We start from the raw sequence: 17,016 nt of genomic DNA, 5'->3' as shown, positions 1-17,016 counted from the left end.
CTAGCTGCATGGCGCCGCATCCTGCCACCGGGACACCGGCCGCCTCCCGCGACACCTCCGGGGGATCCGCCGGGTCCCCCGGCTGGCTCACAATGGACGGGTGAACGCCCTTCCCCCTGCTGATCAGGCCGACCCGCTCGCCGCCTTCGCCGCCCTGCGCACCCCCGAGGGCACGGCGCTCCTGGACGAGCTGCGCGACCACGACCCCGCCCGGGAGCTGGCGACCGCGACCCGGCTGCGCCGCACGCACCCCGCCGCCCTGGTGTCGGCGGCGCTCGGCCAGGCGCGACTGCGGCAGCGCGCGGCCGCCAAGTTCGGGGCTGCGGACGCGTACCGCATGTTCTTCACCCCGAACGGCGTGGAACAGGCGACCCGCACCTCGGTCGCCGGTTACCGCGCCGGGCGGTTCGCGGAGCTCGGCGTGCGGAGCGTGGCCGACCTGTGCTGCGGCATCGGCGGCGACGCGATCGCCCTGGCCCGGGCCGGCATCCGGGTCCTGGCCGTGGACCGGGACCCGCTCACCGCGCAGGTCGCCCGCGCCAACGCCGGGGCGCTCGGCCTCCAGGACCTGATCGAGGTGCGGTGCGCCGACGTCACCGACATCGACACCTCTCCGTACGACGCGGTCTTCGTCGACCCGGCCCGGCGCGGCGGACGCGGAAGGATCTTCGACCCCGAGGCCTACTCACCGCCCCTCTCCTGGGCGACGGAGGCCGCGCTGAAGGCCCCCCGCGCAGCGCTGAAGATCGCTCCCGGTGTTCCGCACGAGGCGATCGGGCCGCAGGCCGAGGCCGAGTGGATCTCGGACGGCGGCGACGTGAAGGAGGCCGTGCTCTGGTTCGGCGAGGGCTTCACGCCCGGCGCCTACCGGGCCACGCTGCTGCCGTCCCGCGCGACCCTCGCCTCCGAGGGTCCGCTCCCCGCCCCGCCGGTCGGCCCCGTCGGCCGGTACCTGTACGAGCCGGACGGCGCCGTCATCCGGGCCCACCTCGTGGCCGACATCGTCGAGCGGTGCGGCGGCAGGCTGATCGACGAGACGATCGCGTACGTCACGAGCGACTCGCCGTACGCGTCCGACGCCACGGCCGCGTACGAGATCACCGACCAGCTGCCCTTCAACATGAAGAAGCTCAAGGCCCTGCTGCGGGAGCGTCAGGTCGGCGTCCTGACCGTCAAGAAGCGCGGCTCCCCGGTCGAACCGGAGGAGCTGCGCCGGAAGATGAAGCTCCAGGGGCCGCACGAGGCCACCGTCTTCCTGACCCGGGTGGCCGGGGCTCCGACGATGCTGATCGGACAGCCGGTGAAGCGCCCCTGATCAGCCGTCCGCCGCGACCAGCGGTTCCGCCCTCGCCCCGACCAGCACCCGCAGCACCCAGCGCCGGTGGGCGAACGCCTTGACGAGGCCGGTCAGCCCGGTCAGCCAGGCGAGGAAGCCGAGCCCCATCAGCCAGGCCACCGTGCCGTACGTCTCGTGACCCGCGCGGGCGGTCGCCGGCACGACGACGCAGCCGAGGAGTCCGGCCGCGCAGAGGGCGAACGACGCCAGCAGCCAGGCGACGTTGGCCCGCGGCATGCGCAGCGACAGGTCCCCCTGAGGGTCGCGGTCCAGCGCCCCCCACTCCACGAGGAGCCGGTGGACCCGCACGTCCCGCGCCACGCCCACCGCCAGGAGCGCGGCACCGGGGATCAGCACGGCCGCGCCGATGGCGAGGCTGATGACCCCGGGGATCGTGTCGAGCGGCCCCTGCGCCTCCTCGAACATGACGAACGCGGCGCCCGCGAGTGACCATCCCAGCGCCGCGACCCCCGCCCACATCCACAGGACACCCAGGCGACCGGGACCGATGAACATCCTGACCAGCTCGCCCAGGATCAGCGCACGGTCCCGCAACAGCGCGTCACGGTCGGGCCATGTGCGTATCTCCGCGGGCGGGGGCGGCGGCGGAAGCGGTGAACGGCGTGGCATGGCCCAGACATTACCCAGCGAGGGCCGTGCCCCGGCATCGACGTCCGCCGGGGGTCAGGTCAGTGGGTACGACGTCCGGCCGGACGCCTCGTCGATCTCGTCGTGCGCCTTGGTGAGCAGCCTCATCGCGAGCTCGTTCAGCGCGCGGGCCCCGGCGATCTCCTCGCCCACCCGCGGCTGTTCCGCGTCGGAGGGGTGACGGCTGGCGTATCCGTGGGCCCGGACCTCGGACCCGTCGCTGAGCCGTACGAGGGCCGCCGCGCGGGTGCGGTGGGTGTCCTCCTCGAATTCCAGCTCGACATGCCATCCGACGGTGGTCTCCATCATGACGGTCACCTCCCGGATTCCCTGCTTCCAGGGTGCGCCCGTTCCCCCGCCCGCGCACGGCGTGGGCCGTGGGCTCAGGCGTCCCGCAGAGCCTGGACGTCCAGCTTCCGCATGCCCATCATCGCCTTCATCGCCCGTTCCGCCCTGGCCCGGTCGGGGCCGTTGAGCAGCTCGGGCAGCTCACGCGGGACGATCTGCCAGGACAGGCCGTACTTGTCCCTGAGCCATCCGCACTGGCTCTCCTCACCGTCTTCGGTGAACGCCGCCCACAGCCGGTCGACCTCCTCCTGGTCCGCGCAGTCCACGCTGAGCGAGACGGACTCGTCGAAGGTGAACTGCGGGCCGCCGTTGAGGCCCATGTACTCCTGGCCGGCGAGCACGAAGTCGACGGTCAGCACCGATCCGGCCGACTCCGTGCCCTCGGGCCAGCGGGTGGTGTTCTCGATGCGGGAGTCACCGCCGAAGACCGAGACGTAGAAGGCGGCCGCTTCCTCCGCCTGGTTGTCGAACCACAGACAGGGCCTGATCTTCTGCATGGTCTGCTCCTTCGCTCGGAACGTCGTCGTTCGCGTGCAAGGTAGACCGGTCCCGCGCCGGAAACTCATCGGGACACGGGGCGGCGCGGTCCCGTCAGCCGCCCGCCGGGCCGAGCGACTCGAAGCGCCACCGGTGCACCGGGCGGCTGATCAGCCCGGTCCCGGGCTCCGGCAGCTCCGGCAGCTCCTCGTCGTACGCCGCGTCCCACCAGGTCAGCACGAGCACCCGGTCCTCGGGGGCGCGCAGCAGCTCGCTGCGCAGCGGCTTCCGGGGCAGCTCGGCCGCCCTCGCCCCGACCCACTCCAGCAGTTCGGCGCCCCGGCCCTCCGCGGCACGGGCCTCCCACATCAGGGCGACGGTCATGAGTAGAGGTTGTCCTTGCTGATCTCGTGCACGTGGTCGTGGCTGTGGTCGTGGGCATGGGTGTGGCCGCCCGCCCCCGGCACATGGGGCTCCGTGACCGGCAGGGAGGAGTCCGCCGAGAGGTCCAGGTCGGACACCGGGCGGTTGCGCGCCACCATCTCGGCGCCGAGCGCGGCGACCATGGCCCCGTTGTCCGTGCACAGCCCCGGCCGGGGCACCCGCAGCCTGATCCCGGCCTTCTCGCACCGCTCCTGGGCGAGCGCCCGCAGCCGCGAGTTGGCCGCGACGCCGCCGCCGATCATCAGGTGGTCGACGCCCTCGTCCTTGCAGGCACGGACGGCCTTGCGGGTGAGGACGTCCACCACGGCCTCCTGGAAGGACGCCGCCACGTCCCGTACGGGCACGTCCTCGCCGGCCGCGCGCTTCGCCTCGATCCAGCGCGCCACGGACGTCTTCAGCCCGGAGAACGAGAAGTCGTACGCGGGATCGCGCGAGCCGCTCAGTCCGCGCGGGAAGGCGATCGCCTTCGGGTCGCCCTCCCTTGCCAGCCGGTCGATGACCGGACCGCCGGGGAAGCCGAGGTCCAGGACCCGGGCGATCTTGTCGAAGGCCTCGCCCGCCGCGTCGTCGATGGTCGCGCCCAGCGGCCGTACGTCGTTCGTGATGTCCGGGGCCAGCAGCAGCGAGGAGTGCCCCCCGCTCACCAGCAGCGCCATCGTCGGCTCGGGCAGCGGGCCGTGCTCCAGCTGGTCGACGCAGATGTGCGAGGCCAGGTGGTTCACCCCGTACAGCGGCTTGTTCAGCGCGTACGCGTACGCCTTGGCGGCCGAGACGCCGACGAGCAGCGCCCCGGCGAGTCCGGGACCGGCGGTGACCGCGATGCCGTCGAGGTCACGGGCGCTGATGCCGGCGTCCTTCAGGGCGCGCTCGATGGTGGGGACCATCGACTCCAGGTGGGCGCGGGAGGCGATCTCCGGGACGACACCCCCGAAGCGGGCGTGCGTGTCGACGCTGGAGGCGACGGCGTCGGCGAGGAGCGTCGTGCCGCGCACGATGCCGACGCCGGTCTCGTCGCAGGAGGTCTCGATACCGAGTACGAGCGGTTCGTCAGCCATCAGTCTGTCTCTGTTCCTTGTACGGTCAGGCGCATGACGAGTGCGTCGATGTTCCCCGGCTGGTAGTAACCCCGGCGGAAGCCGATGGGTTCGAAGCCGAAGCGTTCGTAGAGCTTCTGCGCACGGGTGTTGTCGACACGGACCTCCAGGAGCACCGCGGCGCACTCGAAGGCCGTGGCGTGCCGGAGCAGGTCGGTCAGGAGTTCGGAGCCCAGGCCGCCGCCCCACTGGCCGCGGCTGACCGCGATCGTCTGGACGTCGGCGAGGTCCCCGGCCGAGGCGAGGCCCGCGTAGCCGACGATCCGGCCGTCGGCGGGGTCCTCCGCGACGACGTAGCGGTGGGTGGCACGCGGTCCGCGGGCGCGGACCAGCTCGGACCAGAACATGCCCGCCGACCAGGCGTCGTCGGGGAACAGCTCGTGTTCCAGCTCCAGCACCGGCGCGATGTCCCACCAGCGCATCTCGCGGAGCACAGCGGTCGCGGTGGTCACTTGGGGGTGACCACCTTGTAGTTCTTGGGGACCTGGGCGTCGGGCCTGCGCAGGTAGAGCGGCTGCGGCGGCAGCAGTGCCGCACCGGCGGCCAGCCGCTCGGCGGCCAGGGCGGCGAGGGCTCCGGCGGATACGTGCTCCGGCCCGCGGGCCTCCGGGAAGGCCTCGGGGTAGAGCAGCGCGCCCGCGCCGGCGACGGGCAGTCCGGCCAGCCGGTCCGCGATGTCGGCGGGGCGGTCGACGGCGGGTTCGCCGTCCCGGGTGCGGAAGTCCTCGTACCGCGCCCAGTAGACCTCCTTGCGGCGCGCGTCGGTCGCGACGGCGAACGGGCCTTCGAGGCCCTCCCGTCCGGCGGCGTACGCGAGGGCGTCGAGCGTGCACAGTCCGTGCACGGGCACGGAGAGGGCGGAGCCGAAGGCCGCCGCGGTGACCAGGCCGACGCGCAGTCCGGTGTACGGGCCGGGTCCGACCCCGACGACCACGTCGGTCACGGCGTCGAGTTTCACCCCGGCCTCGGCGAGGACCCGGTCGACGGCGGGCAGCAGCAGTTCCCCGTGCCGGCGGGCGTCGACCTGCCCGGTCTCGGCGACGACGGACGCACCGTCGTGCAGGGCGACGGTGACGGCGGGGGTGGCGGTATCCATGGCGAGCAGCAGCACACAAACAGCCTACGGCTCCGCCGACTCGGCCACGGCAGCCCGGACGGCGTCCCGGTCTCCCCTTCCGCTGCTGGTACCGTCGCCGGGTATACGTGTTTCGGCATAAATGCTTGTATGACGCGCGACGGACGGCATGCGAAAGGGGACCTCACGGTGGCAAGGGGCAGCTCGGGAATCGTGGCCGGTCTCACCGCCGCGGCGGTGGCCGCGGTCTGTTTCCTCGCCTACCAGGCGTCGGCGAACGCGCCCGACACCGTCGCCGCCCCGCCGGCCGAGGCATCGGGGCAGGCCACCCCCTCCGAGAAGCCCGCGGCCCCGAGGTCGCCCCTCGCGATCCCGGAGGACTCCGACGCGGGGGCCCGCGTCGTGTACGCGCTGAAGGACCGCCGCGTGTGGATCGTGGACGACAGGGACAAGGCGCTCCGGACGTTCACCGTGATGCCGAGCTCGGTGAACCCGCTGCCCGGCGTGTACCGGGTGACCTCGCGCTCCGGCAGCATCAAGGGGTCCGACGGCGTCCTGATCGAACACGTGGTGCGCTTCGCCGACGTCGGTGATGTCTCCGTGGGCTTCAGCGCCGCGCAGGACGGCTCGCTGGAGAGCCCCGACTCCACCCTGAAGACCGGCGGGGTACGGATGAAGCGGGCCGACGGCAACGCCCTCTGGACCTTCGCGACGGTCGGCGTGAAGGTCGTCGTCGCCCCGTAGCCCGCCCGACGCGTCTTCCTACGGAAAGCTGCGCCGCGTCCGGGGCGGCTACGCCGCGTCGCGCCCCGCGGCGGGCCGCACGTCCTCGGCGGCGTCCGCGTCGTCGCCCCCGTGCTCGTCGCCGGGCGGCGTCGACACCGCCGTCGCGGCCGCGCAGGAGGCCAGCAGGTCCTTCATCGACACCGCGGACACCGTCCCTGGCTCCGCCTGGGACGACTGCGGCCGCACGTCACGCTCGGGTGCCGGCATGGATGCCTCCTCGGGCTTCGGCGGGAGACGTGGTTAGGTAGACCTAACCAGTCCCTGCATCCCATGTGACCACGGCGGGCCTCCCCGGCGCAACATTTTGCCGACGCCCTGTCGGAAAGCGTCCGGAAGTGAGGGTACGGAATCCGCCTCGCACCCTCTGTCCGGCGCCCGCGCCTCCGCGCTCAGGCCCCCGCCAGCTCCGCGCCCAGTCCCGCCCAGCGCGCACCGATGCCCACCAGGGTCACCCTGCGGCGCTCGTCGTCCGTGTCGCCGACGGCGCGGTCGATCACCACGCGCAGGCGGGTCTCCGACAGCTCCTCGACCTTGCCGTCGCCCCACTCCACGACGATCACCGACTCCGGCAGCGAGACGTCCAGGTCGAGGTCCTCCATCTCTTCGAGGCCGCCGCCCAGGCGGTACGCGTCGACGTGGACCAGGGCGGGGCCCGGGCCCAGCGGCGGATGGACCCGGGCGATCACGAAGGTGGGCGAGGTGACGGCGCCCCGAACCCCGAGGCCTTCACCGAGGCCGCGGGTCAAGGTGGTCTTGCCCGCGCCGAGCTCGCCGGTCAGCATGACCAGGTCGCCGGGGGCCAGCACACCGGCGATCCGGCGGCCCAGCTCCTTCATCTCTTCGGGGGACTCGACGGCGACGTCCAGGGTGACGGTGCCCGATGCGGCGGGGCCGGCCACCGAGCCGTTGTGCGCTGCTTCCATGCCGACCAACGTTAGAGGATCAGCGCGCCTCGGCCGGAACGGCGCCGATCCGCACCAGCAGGTCGGCGAGCCGGTCGGTGACCGTCTCCGGGTGCTCCAGCATCACCAGGTGCCCGGCGTCCGGCACGATGACCAGCTCGGCGTCCGGCAGCTCGTCCGCGATGGCCTCGCTGTGCGAGCTGGGCGTCACGAGATCCTTGTCCCCGGCCAGGATGAGCACCGGGATGTCGCGGAAGGCGGGCAGTGCGCCGCTCTTGTCGTGCTCGGTGAACGCCGGATAGAACTCGGCGACCACATCGATCGGGGTCGACTCGATGAGCCGCTCCGCGAACCGCGCGACCGCGGGGTCCACGTCCCGCGATCCGAACGAGTACCTCTTGATCAGCCCCGCGAACAGGTCGGCCGTCGCCCGCCGCCCGCGCTCCACCAGCTCCGTCTGCGATCCGAGCGCCTTCAGCACCCCGGGCAGCACCCGGCGCACCGCGTTCACGCCCGCCACCGGCAGCCCGAAGTTGACCTCGCCGAGTTTGCCGCTCGACGTCCCGACGAACGCGACCGCGGCCACCCGTTCGCGGATCAGCTCCGGATACCGGTCGGCGAGCGCCATCATCGTCATGCCGCCCATGGAGTGCCCCACGAGCACCAGCGGGCCCTCCGGGGCCGCCGCGTCGAGGACCGCCCTGAGATCGCGGCCGAGCTGGTCGATGCCGACCGGCACGCCCTCGGCCTGCGCCCTGCCGCGCTCGGAGCGTCCGTGGCTGCGCTGGTCCCAGTGGACCGTGCGGACCAGCCCGCGCAGCGCCGCCCGCTGGAAGTGCCAGGAGTCCTGGCCGAGGCAGTAACCGTGGCTGAAGACGACCGTCAGGGGCGCGGGGTCCTTGCTGCCGAACAGCCGGCGCCTGCGCCCTCCGGAACCCGCGGGGACACTCGCCCCGGCGCCCTTGCCCGCACGGCTCGTGCCAAGGTCCGGCTCGATCTCGTCGACCTCGTAGTAGAGCTCGGTGCCGTCGTCGGCGACGGCACGGCCGGGCATCCCGCGCAGGGACCCGTACGGGCCGGACGCGTCCAGCGCCAGGCGGGCCTTCTTGCGCATGCCGCGGCCCACGGTGAGCCGCTCGACGGCGACGCCCGCGGCCGCGCCCGCGGCGATGACGCCTATCGCCGCCCCGGCGACGCCCGCCCGGCGCCAGCCGGCCGCCGCGACGGCCGCCGTCGCCACCACGTCCTCCGCGCTGGTCTCGCTCACCGTGCCGCGCTCCTTCGTCGTCGTTGTCGTCGTCGGGCCATGATCCTCGCCGGACCGGGCTCAGTCCCGGCCGGAGTCCTCGTGGAGATGGACGCGGGGAACGCGTGCACCGATGCGCGTGACGATCTCGTACGCGATCGTGTCCGCCGCACGCGCCCAGTCCTCCGCGCTCGGCTCGCCCCGGTCCCCCGGCCCGAACAGCACCGCCTCCGCGCCGGCCTCCAGGGTGTCGCCCCCGAGGTCGACCACGAACTGGTCCATCGCGACCCGGCCCGCGATCCTGCGGACGGCGCCACCGACCAGCACCGGCCCCCGGCCCGACGCGTGGCGCGGGATGCCGTCCGCGTAGCCGACCGGCACCAGGGCCAGCGTCGTCTCGGCGGAGGTCGTGTAGTGGTGCCCGTAACTGATGCCGTGGCCCGACGGCACCTGCTTGACCAGCGCCACGGACGCCGCGAGCGTCATGACGGGGCGCAGCCCGAAGTCGGCCGGGGTGCCCAGCTCGGGGCTGGGCGAGATGCCGTACATCGCGATCCCGGTGCGCACGAGGTCGAAGTGGGACTCGGGCACCGTGAGCGTCGCCGGGGAGTTGGCGATGTGCCGCACCTCGGGCCGGACGCCTTCCTTCTCGGCGTACGCCACCATGTCGCGGAAGACGCTCAGCTGGGCGGCGATCGACGGGTGGCCGGGCTCGTCGGCACAGGCGAAGTGCGACCAGAGGCCCGTGACCCGCAGGGTGCCCGCCTCCTCGGCGGCGCGCGCGGCCGTGACCAGCGCCGGCCAGTCCGCGGGCTGGCAGCCGTTGCGGCCCAGGCCCGTGTCGGCCTTGAGCTGGACCCTGGCCGGGACTCCGGCCTCCGTGGCGGCGGCGACGACCTCGTCGAGGGCCCACATCCCGCTCACCGAGACATCGATGTCCGCTTCGACCGCCTCGCGCCAGGGGCCTCCGGGCGTCCACAGCCAGCACATCATCCGGCCGCCGATGCCCGCGGCGCGCAGCGCGAGCGCCTCCTGGGGCGTGGCGGTGCCCAGCCAGGCCGCACCGGCCTGGCGCGCCGCCCTGGCGCAGGGCACCGCCCCGTGCCCGTACGCGTCGGACTTCACCACGGCCATGAGCTGCGCCCCGGACGCCCGCGCACGCAGGGCGCGCACATTGGCGCGCAACGCGGCGAGGTCGATCTCGGCACGGGCTCTCAGGGTCGCTGTCTCGTTCATCGCGCCCAGTCTCTCAGAGCCGTACGCCTGTGCCCTCGACCTCCTGTGCCCGGTGAGGCGGTCACCGGTGGTCGAGGGCGTGCTCCAGATGGTCGACGAGGACCGGGACGTGACTGGCCGGTACGTCCTTCACGGACGTGACGAGCGTGACGGCGCCGCCCTTGCGCAGCAGGGCCAGCAGCCCCTCGACGGCCTCGGTGTGGGCCGGGTCGCCGAGCTCGGTGCGGTAGCGGTCCACGAAGTCGTCGTGCCGGTCACCGGTGCGGTCCTCGTGGTACCAGGTGCGGAGCTCCTCGGAAGGCGTCACGTCCTTGGCCCACAGGTCGACCGCCGCGTGCTCCTTGGAGATCCCGCGCGGCCAGAGCCGGTCGACCAGGACGCGGGTGCCGTCGTCCTCCTCCGGCGGGTCGTACACCCTGCGTACGCGTATGCCGCTGCCGCTGGCCACGACCGATCACCGTCCGTTCCCGTCGTTCGGGGCCCGGCTGCTCCCGGCCTTCCATCCAGCCTGGATCAGGCCCGCACGTCCCGCCACGCCGCCGGCAGGGCGCCAGCCACGTCCTGCGCGGACACCGGTGCCCCGTCGGAGGCCCGACGCGCCGCGAGACCGTGCAGATAGGCGCCCACCGACGCGGCGTCGCGCGGCGCGAGACCCGCGGCCAGCAGCGAGCCGGTCAGCCCGGACAGCACGTCGCCGCTGCCCGCCGTGGCCAGCCAGGACGTGCCGGTCGGGTTGACCCGCACCGGCGAGTCCTCGGCCTCCGCGACGAGGGTCGTCGAGCCCTTCAGCAGCACCGTGGCGCGGTAGCGCGCGGCCAGTTCCCGTACGGCGGCGAGCCGTCCCGCCTCGACCTCCTCGCGCGGTACGCCGAGCAGGGCTGCGGCCTCGCCCGCGTGCGGGGTGAGGATTGTCGCCGCGGTCCGGGAGCGCACGGCGCCCTCGTCCATCAGCCGCAGCCCGTCCGCGTCGACCAGCACCGGGACGTCGGCGGCCAGCACGTCGGCCACCGCCCCGGCCGCCGCCGGGGAGTCTCCGAGCCCCGGCCCGACCACCCAGGCCTGCACCCGTCCCGCCTTCGACGGCGGGCCGGGGTGCACCAGGGTCTCCGGGAAGCGGGCGATCACCGCGTCGGCCCCTGGACCCGCGTACCGCACGGCCCCCGCGCCGCCGTGCAGCGCCCCGGCGACCGCGAGCACGGCCGCGCCCGGATACCGTTCCGAGCCCGCGGCGATGCCGACGACCCCGCGGCGGTACTTGTCGCTCTCGGCGTCGGGCTCGGGCAGCAGGGCGGCGACGTCGGCGTACTGGAGGGCCTCCAGGTCCGGCCGCGCGGGCAGTTGCGCCGTCAGGCCGATGTCGACGAGCCGGAGCGCGCCCGCGTGCTCGGCGGCCGGGTCGATGAGCAGCCCCGGCTTGTACGTGCCGAAGGTGACGGTCGCGTCCGCCCGCACGGCCGCACCGAGCACCTGCCCGGTGTCCGCCTCGACCCCGCTCGGCAGGTCGACCGCGAGCACGGGCGCGTGTCCCCGGGTGACGGCGCGCACCAGTTCGGCCGCCTCGGGCCGCAGGCCGCCGCGGCCGCCGATCCCGGTGATTCCGTCGACGACGAGGTCGACGGGGCCCAGACCGCCGGGGGTGTCCAGGACCTGCCCGCCCGCCGCCAGCAGGGCGGCCAGCGCCGCCCTGTGGACCTTGTCCGGCGAGGTCAGCAGGGCCCGTACGCCCGCCCCGCGACGGGCCAGCCGGGCTCCCGCGTACAGGGTGTCCCCGCCGTTGTCCCCGCTGCCGACGAGGAGGAGGACCCGGGAGCCGTACACCCGTCCGTTGCGGCGGAGCAGATCACCGCAGGCCACCGCCAGTCCGGCCGCGGCGCGCTGCATCAGCGCCCCGTCCGGCAGGCGTGCCATGAGTGCCTTCTCGGCGGCCCGTACGGTCTCGACGCTGTAGGCGTGTCGCATACCTCAACCCTCCGCGATCACCACGGCCGACGCCACCCCCGCGTCGTGGCTGAGCGAGACGTGCCAGCTCCGTACGCCGAGCTCGGCCGCCCGCGCGGCGACGGTGCCGCGCACCTCGAGCCGGGGCCTGCCGCTCTCCTCGACGCACACCTCGGCGTCGGTCCAGAGCAGCCCGCCGGGCGCGCCGAGCGCCTTGGCCAGGGCCTCCTTCGCCGCGAACCTGGCCGCCAGCGAGGCGGTCCCCCGCCGCTCCCCGCCGGGCAGCAGCAACTCCCGCTCCAGGAAGAGCCGATCGGCCAGCTGGGGCGTACGCTCCAGCGCCGCGCCGAAGCGCTCGATCTCCGCCACATCGATCCCGACCCCAATGATCACGCGCTCACTCACTCACTCGACTGTCACGGACTTCGCCAGGTTGCGCGGCTGGTCCACCTCGTTGCCCCGGGCGGTCGCCAGCTCACAGGCGAAGACCTGCAACGGCACCGTGGCGACCAGCGGCTGAAGCAGCGTAGGCGTAGCAGGGATCCTGATGAGGTGATCGGCGTACGGGACCACCTCCTCGTCCCCCTCCTCCGCGATGACGACGGTACGGGCCCCGCGGGCCCTGATCTCCTGGATGTTCGACACGATCTTGTCGTGCAGGACCGAACGGCCGCGCGGGGACGGCACGATCACGACCACCGGCAGGCCCTCCTCGATCAGCGCGATCGGTCCGTGCTTGAGCTCCCCCGCGGCGAAGCCCTCGGCGTGCATGTACGCGAGCTCCTTGAGCTTCAACGCGCCCTCCATGGCCACCGGATAGCCCACGTGCCGGCCCACGAAGAGCACCGTGTCGTGGCCGGACAGCGAGCGGGCCAGCTCGCGCACCGGCTCCATCGTCCTCAGCACACTGTCGACCGCGCCGGACATCTCGGAGAGCTGACGCACCACGGTGCGGATCTCGTCGCCCCACTTGGTGCCGCGCACCTGCCCGAGGTACAGCGCGACGAGGTAGCAGGCGACGAGCTGTGTCAGGAAGGCCTTGGTGGAGGCCACGGCGACCTCGGGCCCGGCATGCGTGTAGAGGACGGCGTCCGACTCCCTCGGGATGGTCGAGCCGTTCGTGTTGCAGATGGCGAGGACCTTCGCCCCCTGCTCACGGGCGTGCCGCACCGCCATCAGCGTGTCCATCGTCTCGCCCGACTGCGAGATCGCGACGACGAGGGTGCGCTGGTCCAGGATCGGGTCGCGGTAGCGGAACTCGCTGGCGAGCTCGGTCTCGCAGGGCAGCCTCGTCCAGTGCTCGATGGCGTACTTGGCGATCATCCCGGCGTGGAAGGCGGTGCCGCAGGCGATGACGACGACCTTGTCGACCTCGCGGAGCACGGTCTGCGGAATGCGCACCTCGTCGAGGTGGAGCGTGCCCGAGCCGTCGACCCGGCCCAGCAGCGTGTCGGCGACCGCCTTGGGCTGATCGGCGATCTCCTTGAGCATGAAGGAGGCGTAGCCGCCCTTCTCCGCGGCCGACGCGTCCCAGTCCACGTGGTACTCACGTACGTCGGCGGGCCGGCCGTCGAAGCCGGTGACCGTCGCCCCGTCGCGCCGCAGCTCGACCACCTGGTCCTGGCCCAGCTCGATCGCGTCCCTGGTGTGCGCGATGAAGGCGGCCACGTCGGAGGCCAGGAACATCTCCCCGTCCCCCGCCCCGACGACGAGGGGCGAGTTCCGCCGGGCGCCGACCACCACGTCCGGCTCGTCGGCATGGACGGCCACCAGGGTGAACGCGCCCTCCAGCTGCCGGCAGACCAGCCTCATGGCCTCCGCCGGATCACCGCAGGACGAGTACGCCTCGGCCAGCAGATGGGCCACCACCTCGGTGTCGGTCTCCGAGGCCAGGTCGTGCCCCCGGCCGGCCAACTCCTCGCGCAGCGCCGCGAAGTTCTCGATGATCCCGTTGTGCACGACGGCGACCCGGCCCGCGTTGTCGAGGTGCGGGTGGGCGTTGACGTCGGTGGGCCCACCGTGCGTGGCCCAACGGGTGTGCCCGATCCCGGTGTTCCCGGCCGGCAGCGGCCGGTCCTTGAGCTCCTTCTCCAGGTTGAGGAGCTTCCCCGCCTTCTTCGCGGAGGCCAGCCCTCCGTCCGCGAGGACGGCGACCCCCGCGGAGTCGTACCCCCTGTACTCCAGCCGCTTCAGCCCCGCGACTACGACATCCTGCGCCGACTGCGTCCCGACGTAACCCACGATTCCGCACATATCGCCACCATAAGGCCGGTGCCCTCGGCCGGGGCCGCGCCGAAGTGCCTGCCGCTGCGCCAAAAGTGTCTGCCACCCTGTCGGTCCTGACCGTCGGCCCGCCCCCGTGAACCTTTCCGGCCGCTGCGGGCAACAGCGGGTGCCCACACTCACCCGCCCGACCGCCGGAGGCGCCGTGCCCGACCTACGACCACCACCGCCGACCGGGGAGGACGACGCGGAGACGATCACCCGGTCCCTGCGTGAACCGGAGCTCTTCGCCGGGCTGTACGACCGTCATGCGGCGGACATCCACCGGTACACCGCCCGCCGCCTCGGGGAAGGCGCGGCGGACGACATCACCGCCGAGACGTTCCTGATCGCCTTCCGTACACGCGCCCGCTACGACCCCTCCCACCGTCTCGCCCGGCCCTGGCTGTACGGCATCGCCGCCAACCTCATCGGCAGGCACCGGCGCAGCGAGGTGCGTGCCCTCAAGGCCCTGGCGCGCACCGGGGAGGACCCCGTCGCCGCGTCCTGGAGCGAGCGCTCGGACGACCGGATCGCCGTCCAGGCGCCGCTGGCCGGGGCGCTCGCCGCGCTCTCCCCCGGGGACCGGCACGTGCTGCTGCTGGTCGCATGGGCGGACCTGGGCTACCAGGAGGTGGCCGACGCGCTCGGCGTACCGCTCGGCACCGTCCGCTCACGTCTCAACCGCGCCCGCCGCAAGGTCCGCGAGGCTCTGAGCACCGACCCCGCCTTCCCTTCGGCCCAGCAGGAGCTGAATCCGACATGGACGAGATGACCCGTCTGCGCGAGCTGCGCGCCGACGCCCCGGAGCCCGACCGGTCCACGCTCGCCCCCGGGCGGCAGCGCCTGACCGCCGCCATCGCGGGCGGCCGGCGCGAACGCCGTCTGCGGACCGACTGGCGGCTCGCCGCAGTCGGAGCCGCCGTGGCGGTCACCGTGGCGGCCCTGCTCGGCACCCATCTGGTCGGCACGTCCGACCCGCACGCCACGGGCCCCGCCGCCACGGCGGCCGGCCTCGACCTGTCCCGCCCCGCGGCCGAGACGCTGGGCAGGGCCGCCGACTTCCTGGAGGGCGTGACGCCTCCGCCGGAACCCCGCGACGACCAGTGGATCTACACCAGGAGTGTGCTGGGGGAGCCGCGGTTGAAGGTCCCGGACAGTCGGGCGGGCAAGGCCGAGTACAACCCCGACTCCTGGATTCCGTACCGGGACCCCGCCATGGACAAGGACCGGTCGGACGACGAGCACTCGGCCCGCGAGATCTACCGGGCCGCCGCCGCCCTGCCCGAGGATCCCGCGGCCCTGCTGGCCCGGGTCCGTGAGCTCTACCCCGCTGACACCACCGCCGGAGCAGCCACCGAGAGCGAGGAGGCTCAGACCTTCCGCGGACTGGGTGTGCTCGTCGGGTCCTACCCGCTGGCCCCGGGGGCCCTCGCCCGCATCTACCGGGCGATGGCCACCGTCCCCGGCGTGGAGATCACCGACCACCTCGTCGAGGACGCGGCGGGCCGCGGGGCGATCGCCGTCACCCGGGAGGAGGAAGGCACTCACCAGCGCCGGGAGATCCTCCTCTCCCCGTACGACTACGGCTACGCGGGTCTGCGCTTCGTGGTCACGGAGGACTACGAGCTGGAGTGGCCCGAGGACTTCCAGGGCGCCCCCGCTCAGAAGTACACCGCCGGTGACATCACCATCGACTCGGCCCGCACCGTCGCGGCCGTCGTCGACGCCGAGGGTGCCAAGCCCTGATCCGCACGGCGCGGTCCCTCCCGGCCGGGGCCGGTGTCCGCGACAGGGGTGCGGACACCGGGCCCGGGCGGGAGGGACCGGTGCGCTACGGGCGGGACGGTCCTACGCTCTCGGTCATGACGACCCCTGAGTGCTACGCATGCGTCCAGGAAGCGCGGTTCGACGATCTGCCGCCCCGGGAGTGCGTCGACTTCGACCGGCACTGGCGGGTGGCCCACTCCTTCACCACTTCGGTTCCGGGCTGGCTCGTGCTGCTGCCCCGCCGCCACGTCACGGCGGTGCACGACCTCACCGACGCGGAGGCCTCCACGCTGGGGGCGTGGCAGATCGGCCTCTCCCGGGCGCTCCGCGGCGTGACCGGCTGCGAGAAGACGTACGTCGTCCAGTTCGCCGAGGCCGAAGGCTTCGCCCATGTGCACTTCCACATCGTCCCGCGCACGAGGGACCTGCCGCCGGAACACCGCGGACCGGGAGTCTTCGAGCTGCTCCGGGCCCCGGAAGGGGAGCGGGTCCCGGCCGGTCAGGCCGACCGTCTGGCCACATCCCTCCGGGCCCACCTCCGCGGGCGTCCTGCCGACGGGTGACACCCCGGCGACCGGGCTGCCGTGCCGGCGGCCCGCCCGCGAGGGGGGCCGCCGGCACGGCTCCGCTCAGCGCACGTCGACGTAGTCGCCCGCTGCGGTGGCCGTGCCCGAGGTCGACGAGCCGCCGAACGTCCAGCGGAAGTAGCCGTCGGCGGAGGCCTTGACCGTGGTCTTCAGCGCGCCCGTGCTGGACGAGGTCGCCGTCTTGACCGTGGAGTAGACGGAGCTGCCCGCCTTACGGAACTGGAGGCTGACCGACTTGCCGGCGTAGCCGGTGTACGCGTGCTTCACCCAGTCCGCCCGCTTGAGGCTGCCGGTGACGGTGATCGTCTTCCCCTTCGTCACCGGCTCGGGCGAGGCGTCGACCGTGGCCTTCGCCCAGCGCTTGACCTTCACGCCACCGGAGGCGGTGGTGTACTCCGCCGTCTTGAGCTGGCCGTTCGTCTTCCACAGCTTCGCCGCGACGCCGATCTTCCACGTCGTGGCATCGCTGTTCGAGTCCAGGTCGTAGCGCGGGTCGACGGACAGCTCACCCTCGCAGTCCGCGATCCGGGCGCTGGTCTCGTAGCAGGTGTACCCGCTCATCAGGAGGCCGCCGCTGTCGGCGCCCTTGGCCGGGGTGGTGCCGTGGTAGAGGAAGGGCTCCGCGTCGTACGCGAAGGGGTCGGCGGTGCTGTAGCCGACGGGGAGGGTGATCCGGAAGGTCACGGGCGGCGCCTTCTCGTCCGAGGTGCCCACGATGATGGACCTTCCCCCGTTGACGACGATCCGCGACACCGTGATCCCGGTGTCCGCGGCCTGTGCCGACGGAGCCGTGAACACCGAGAGGGCGAGCGCCCCCACCACTACGCCCGCGGCGCCGGTTCTGCCACTTGTCTTCATTCGCACCTC

Annotated in this window: 21 protein-coding genes; 5 read left to right on the top strand and 16 right to left on the bottom strand. The window is 73.4% G+C overall.

Annotation, left to right across the window (positions count from 1 at the left end):
- Nucleotides 1–100: 100 nt before the first annotated feature.
- Complete coding sequence (locus ACFUNE_RS14885) at nucleotides 101–1,315, top strand: methyltransferase domain-containing protein (protein ID WP_383566574.1); 1,215 nt, start codon at nucleotides 101–103, stop codon at nucleotides 1,313–1,315.
- Here the strand turns inward: ACFUNE_RS14885 and ACFUNE_RS14880 are convergent, their stop codons facing one another.
- The 7 genes from ACFUNE_RS14880 to tsaB form a co-directional block, all read right to left on the bottom strand.
- A complete protein-coding gene (locus ACFUNE_RS14880) occupies nucleotides 1,316–1,966 on the bottom strand; it encodes a hypothetical protein (RefSeq protein ID WP_383566571.1) in 651 nt (216 codons plus the stop codon).
- Between the two features lie 54 nt (nucleotides 1,967–2,020).
- Complete coding sequence (locus ACFUNE_RS14875; RefSeq protein WP_383566568.1) at nucleotides 2,021–2,293, bottom strand: DUF1876 domain-containing protein; 273 nt, start codon at nucleotides 2,291–2,293, stop codon at nucleotides 2,021–2,023.
- Nucleotides 2,294–2,367: 74 nt separating this feature from the next.
- Nucleotides 2,368–2,829, bottom strand: a complete 462-nt coding sequence (locus ACFUNE_RS14870; protein ID WP_383566565.1) for a VOC family protein — start codon at nucleotides 2,827–2,829, stop codon at nucleotides 2,368–2,370.
- A 94-nt stretch (nucleotides 2,830–2,923) separates the two neighbouring features.
- Nucleotides 2,924–3,193 carry a hypothetical protein gene (locus ACFUNE_RS14865; protein ID WP_383566562.1) on the bottom strand — a complete coding sequence of 90 codons (270 nt, stop codon included), beginning with the start codon at nucleotides 3,191–3,193 and terminating at the stop codon, nucleotides 2,924–2,926.
- On the bottom strand, nucleotides 3,190–4,308 hold the full coding sequence (tsaD, locus tag ACFUNE_RS14860; protein ID WP_383566559.1) for a tRNA (adenosine(37)-N6)-threonylcarbamoyltransferase complex transferase subunit TsaD: 1,119 nt from the start codon (nucleotides 4,306–4,308) through the stop codon (nucleotides 3,190–3,192). Before tsaD ends, ACFUNE_RS14865 begins: the two co-directional genes overlap by 4 nt.
- Nucleotides 4,308–4,799 (bottom strand): ribosomal protein S18-alanine N-acetyltransferase, encoded by a 492-nt coding sequence (gene rimI / locus ACFUNE_RS14855; RefSeq protein WP_383566556.1) that lies wholly within the window; start codon nucleotides 4,797–4,799, stop codon nucleotides 4,308–4,310. Before rimI ends, tsaD begins: the two co-directional genes overlap by 1 nt.
- A complete protein-coding gene (gene tsaB, locus ACFUNE_RS14850; protein ID WP_383566761.1) occupies nucleotides 4,796–5,443 on the bottom strand; it encodes a tRNA (adenosine(37)-N6)-threonylcarbamoyltransferase complex dimerization subunit type 1 TsaB in 648 nt (215 codons plus the stop codon). Before tsaB ends, rimI begins: the two co-directional genes overlap by 4 nt.
- Before the next feature lie 168 nt (nucleotides 5,444–5,611).
- Here tsaB and ACFUNE_RS14845 point away from each other — a divergent pair, with 168 nt between their 5' ends.
- Entirely contained in the window at nucleotides 5,612–6,166 is a 555-nt protein-coding gene (locus ACFUNE_RS14845; protein WP_383566553.1) for a hypothetical protein, read from the top strand.
- A gap of 48 nt (nucleotides 6,167–6,214) precedes the next feature.
- Here the strand turns inward: ACFUNE_RS14845 and ACFUNE_RS14840 are convergent, their stop codons facing one another.
- From ACFUNE_RS14840 to glmS, 8 genes are all read right to left on the bottom strand, one after another.
- Complete coding sequence (locus ACFUNE_RS14840; protein ID WP_383566550.1) at nucleotides 6,215–6,415, bottom strand: hypothetical protein; 201 nt, start codon at nucleotides 6,413–6,415, stop codon at nucleotides 6,215–6,217.
- 182 nt (nucleotides 6,416–6,597) lie between these two features.
- Nucleotides 6,598–7,131, bottom strand: a complete 534-nt coding sequence (gene tsaE / locus ACFUNE_RS14835; protein WP_383566546.1) for a tRNA (adenosine(37)-N6)-threonylcarbamoyltransferase complex ATPase subunit type 1 TsaE — start codon at nucleotides 7,129–7,131, stop codon at nucleotides 6,598–6,600.
- Between the two features lie 19 nt (nucleotides 7,132–7,150).
- The gene (locus ACFUNE_RS14830; RefSeq protein ID WP_383566543.1) at nucleotides 7,151–8,377 is read right to left on the bottom strand and encodes an alpha/beta fold hydrolase; all 1,227 of its coding nucleotides are present in this window, start codon (nucleotides 8,375–8,377) and stop codon (nucleotides 7,151–7,153) included.
- Nucleotides 8,378–8,437: 60 nt separating this feature from the next.
- On the bottom strand, nucleotides 8,438–9,592 hold the full coding sequence (alr, locus tag ACFUNE_RS14825) for an alanine racemase (RefSeq protein ID WP_383566540.1): 1,155 nt from the start codon (nucleotides 9,590–9,592) through the stop codon (nucleotides 8,438–8,440).
- A gap of 61 nt (nucleotides 9,593–9,653) precedes the next feature.
- Nucleotides 9,654–10,040, bottom strand: a complete 387-nt coding sequence (locus ACFUNE_RS14820) for a DUF488 domain-containing protein (protein ID WP_383566537.1) — start codon at nucleotides 10,038–10,040, stop codon at nucleotides 9,654–9,656.
- A gap of 65 nt (nucleotides 10,041–10,105) precedes the next feature.
- Nucleotides 10,106–11,551 carry an NAD(P)H-hydrate dehydratase gene (locus ACFUNE_RS14815; protein WP_383566534.1) on the bottom strand — a complete coding sequence of 482 codons (1,446 nt, stop codon included), beginning with the start codon at nucleotides 11,549–11,551 and terminating at the stop codon, nucleotides 10,106–10,108.
- Between the two features lie 3 nt (nucleotides 11,552–11,554).
- The gene (locus tag ACFUNE_RS14810) at nucleotides 11,555–11,923 is read right to left on the bottom strand and encodes a holo-ACP synthase (protein WP_014154565.1); all 369 of its coding nucleotides are present in this window, start codon (nucleotides 11,921–11,923) and stop codon (nucleotides 11,555–11,557) included.
- Between the two features lie 12 nt (nucleotides 11,924–11,935).
- The gene (glmS, locus tag ACFUNE_RS14805; protein WP_383566532.1) at nucleotides 11,936–13,783 is read right to left on the bottom strand and encodes a glutamine--fructose-6-phosphate transaminase (isomerizing); all 1,848 of its coding nucleotides are present in this window, start codon (nucleotides 13,781–13,783) and stop codon (nucleotides 11,936–11,938) included.
- Nucleotides 13,784–13,958: 175 nt separating this feature from the next.
- On the opposite strand from glmS, the gene ACFUNE_RS14800 reads away from it, so the two are divergent.
- The 3 genes from ACFUNE_RS14800 to ACFUNE_RS14790 all read left to right on the top strand — a co-directional run bounded on the left by ACFUNE_RS14800 (nucleotide 13,959) and on the right by ACFUNE_RS14790 (nucleotide 16,125).
- Complete coding sequence (locus ACFUNE_RS14800; protein ID WP_383566529.1) at nucleotides 13,959–14,567, top strand: RNA polymerase sigma factor; 609 nt, start codon at nucleotides 13,959–13,961, stop codon at nucleotides 14,565–14,567.
- The gene (locus ACFUNE_RS14795; protein WP_383566527.1) at nucleotides 14,555–15,541 is read left to right on the top strand and encodes a CU044_5270 family protein; all 987 of its coding nucleotides are present in this window, start codon (nucleotides 14,555–14,557) and stop codon (nucleotides 15,539–15,541) included. The genes ACFUNE_RS14800 and ACFUNE_RS14795 overlap by 13 nt, the downstream gene beginning before the upstream one ends.
- Nucleotides 15,542–15,657: 116 nt before the next feature.
- Nucleotides 15,658–16,125, top strand: a complete 468-nt coding sequence (locus ACFUNE_RS14790) for an HIT family protein (RefSeq protein WP_383566525.1) — start codon at nucleotides 15,658–15,660, stop codon at nucleotides 16,123–16,125.
- Between the two features lie 66 nt (nucleotides 16,126–16,191).
- Here ACFUNE_RS14790 and ACFUNE_RS14785 read toward each other — a convergent pair whose 3' ends face one another.
- A complete protein-coding gene (locus ACFUNE_RS14785; protein WP_383566522.1) occupies nucleotides 16,192–17,007 on the bottom strand; it encodes a hypothetical protein in 816 nt (271 codons plus the stop codon).
- Nucleotides 17,008–17,016: the final 9 nt, after the last annotated feature.

It is taken from the genome of Streptomyces sp. NPDC057287 (genome assembly GCF_042667905.1).
Classification (GTDB): domain Bacteria; phylum Actinomycetota; class Actinomycetes; order Streptomycetales; family Streptomycetaceae; genus Streptomyces.
This window is presented reverse-complemented; position numbering and strand designations above follow the sequence as displayed.

Excerpts from the sequence above, each read along its gene's own strand:
- ACFUNE_RS14875 (WP_383566568.1), bottom strand. The coding sequence starts at position 2,293 with ATGATGGAGACCACCGTCGGATGGCATGTCGAGCTGGAATTCGAGGAG.
- ACFUNE_RS14790 (WP_383566525.1), top strand. The coding sequence starts at position 15,658 with ATGACGACCCCTGAGTGCTACGCATGCGTCCAGGAAGCGCGGTTCGAC.
- alr (WP_383566540.1), bottom strand. The coding sequence starts at position 9,592 with ATGAACGAGACAGCGACCCTGAGAGCCCGTGCCGAGATCGACCTCGCC.
- tsaE (WP_383566546.1), bottom strand. The coding sequence starts at position 7,131 with ATGGAAGCAGCGCACAACGGCTCGGTGGCCGGCCCCGCCGCATCGGGC.
- ACFUNE_RS14785 (WP_383566522.1), bottom strand. The coding sequence starts at position 17,007 with ATGAAGACAAGTGGCAGAACCGGCGCCGCGGGCGTAGTGGTGGGGGCG.
- ACFUNE_RS14795 (WP_383566527.1), top strand. The coding sequence starts at position 14,555 with ATGGACGAGATGACCCGTCTGCGCGAGCTGCGCGCCGACGCCCCGGAG.
- ACFUNE_RS14870 (WP_383566565.1), bottom strand. The coding sequence starts at position 2,829 with ATGCAGAAGATCAGGCCCTGTCTGTGGTTCGACAACCAGGCGGAGGAA.
- tsaB (WP_383566761.1), bottom strand. The coding sequence starts at position 5,443 with ATGGATACCGCCACCCCCGCCGTCACCGTCGCCCTGCACGACGGTGCG.
- ACFUNE_RS14815 (WP_383566534.1), bottom strand. The coding sequence starts at position 11,551 with ATGCGACACGCCTACAGCGTCGAGACCGTACGGGCCGCCGAGAAGGCA.
- glmS (WP_383566532.1), bottom strand. The coding sequence starts at position 13,783 with ATGTGCGGAATCGTGGGTTACGTCGGGACGCAGTCGGCGCAGGATGTC.
- ACFUNE_RS14840 (WP_383566550.1), bottom strand. The coding sequence starts at position 6,415 with ATGCCGGCACCCGAGCGTGACGTGCGGCCGCAGTCGTCCCAGGCGGAG.
- ACFUNE_RS14865 (WP_383566562.1), bottom strand. The coding sequence starts at position 3,193 with ATGACCGTCGCCCTGATGTGGGAGGCCCGTGCCGCGGAGGGCCGGGGC.
- ACFUNE_RS14880 (WP_383566571.1), bottom strand. The coding sequence starts at position 1,966 with ATGCCACGCCGTTCACCGCTTCCGCCGCCGCCCCCGCCCGCGGAGATA.
- tsaD (WP_383566559.1), bottom strand. The coding sequence starts at position 4,308 with ATGGCTGACGAACCGCTCGTACTCGGTATCGAGACCTCCTGCGACGAG.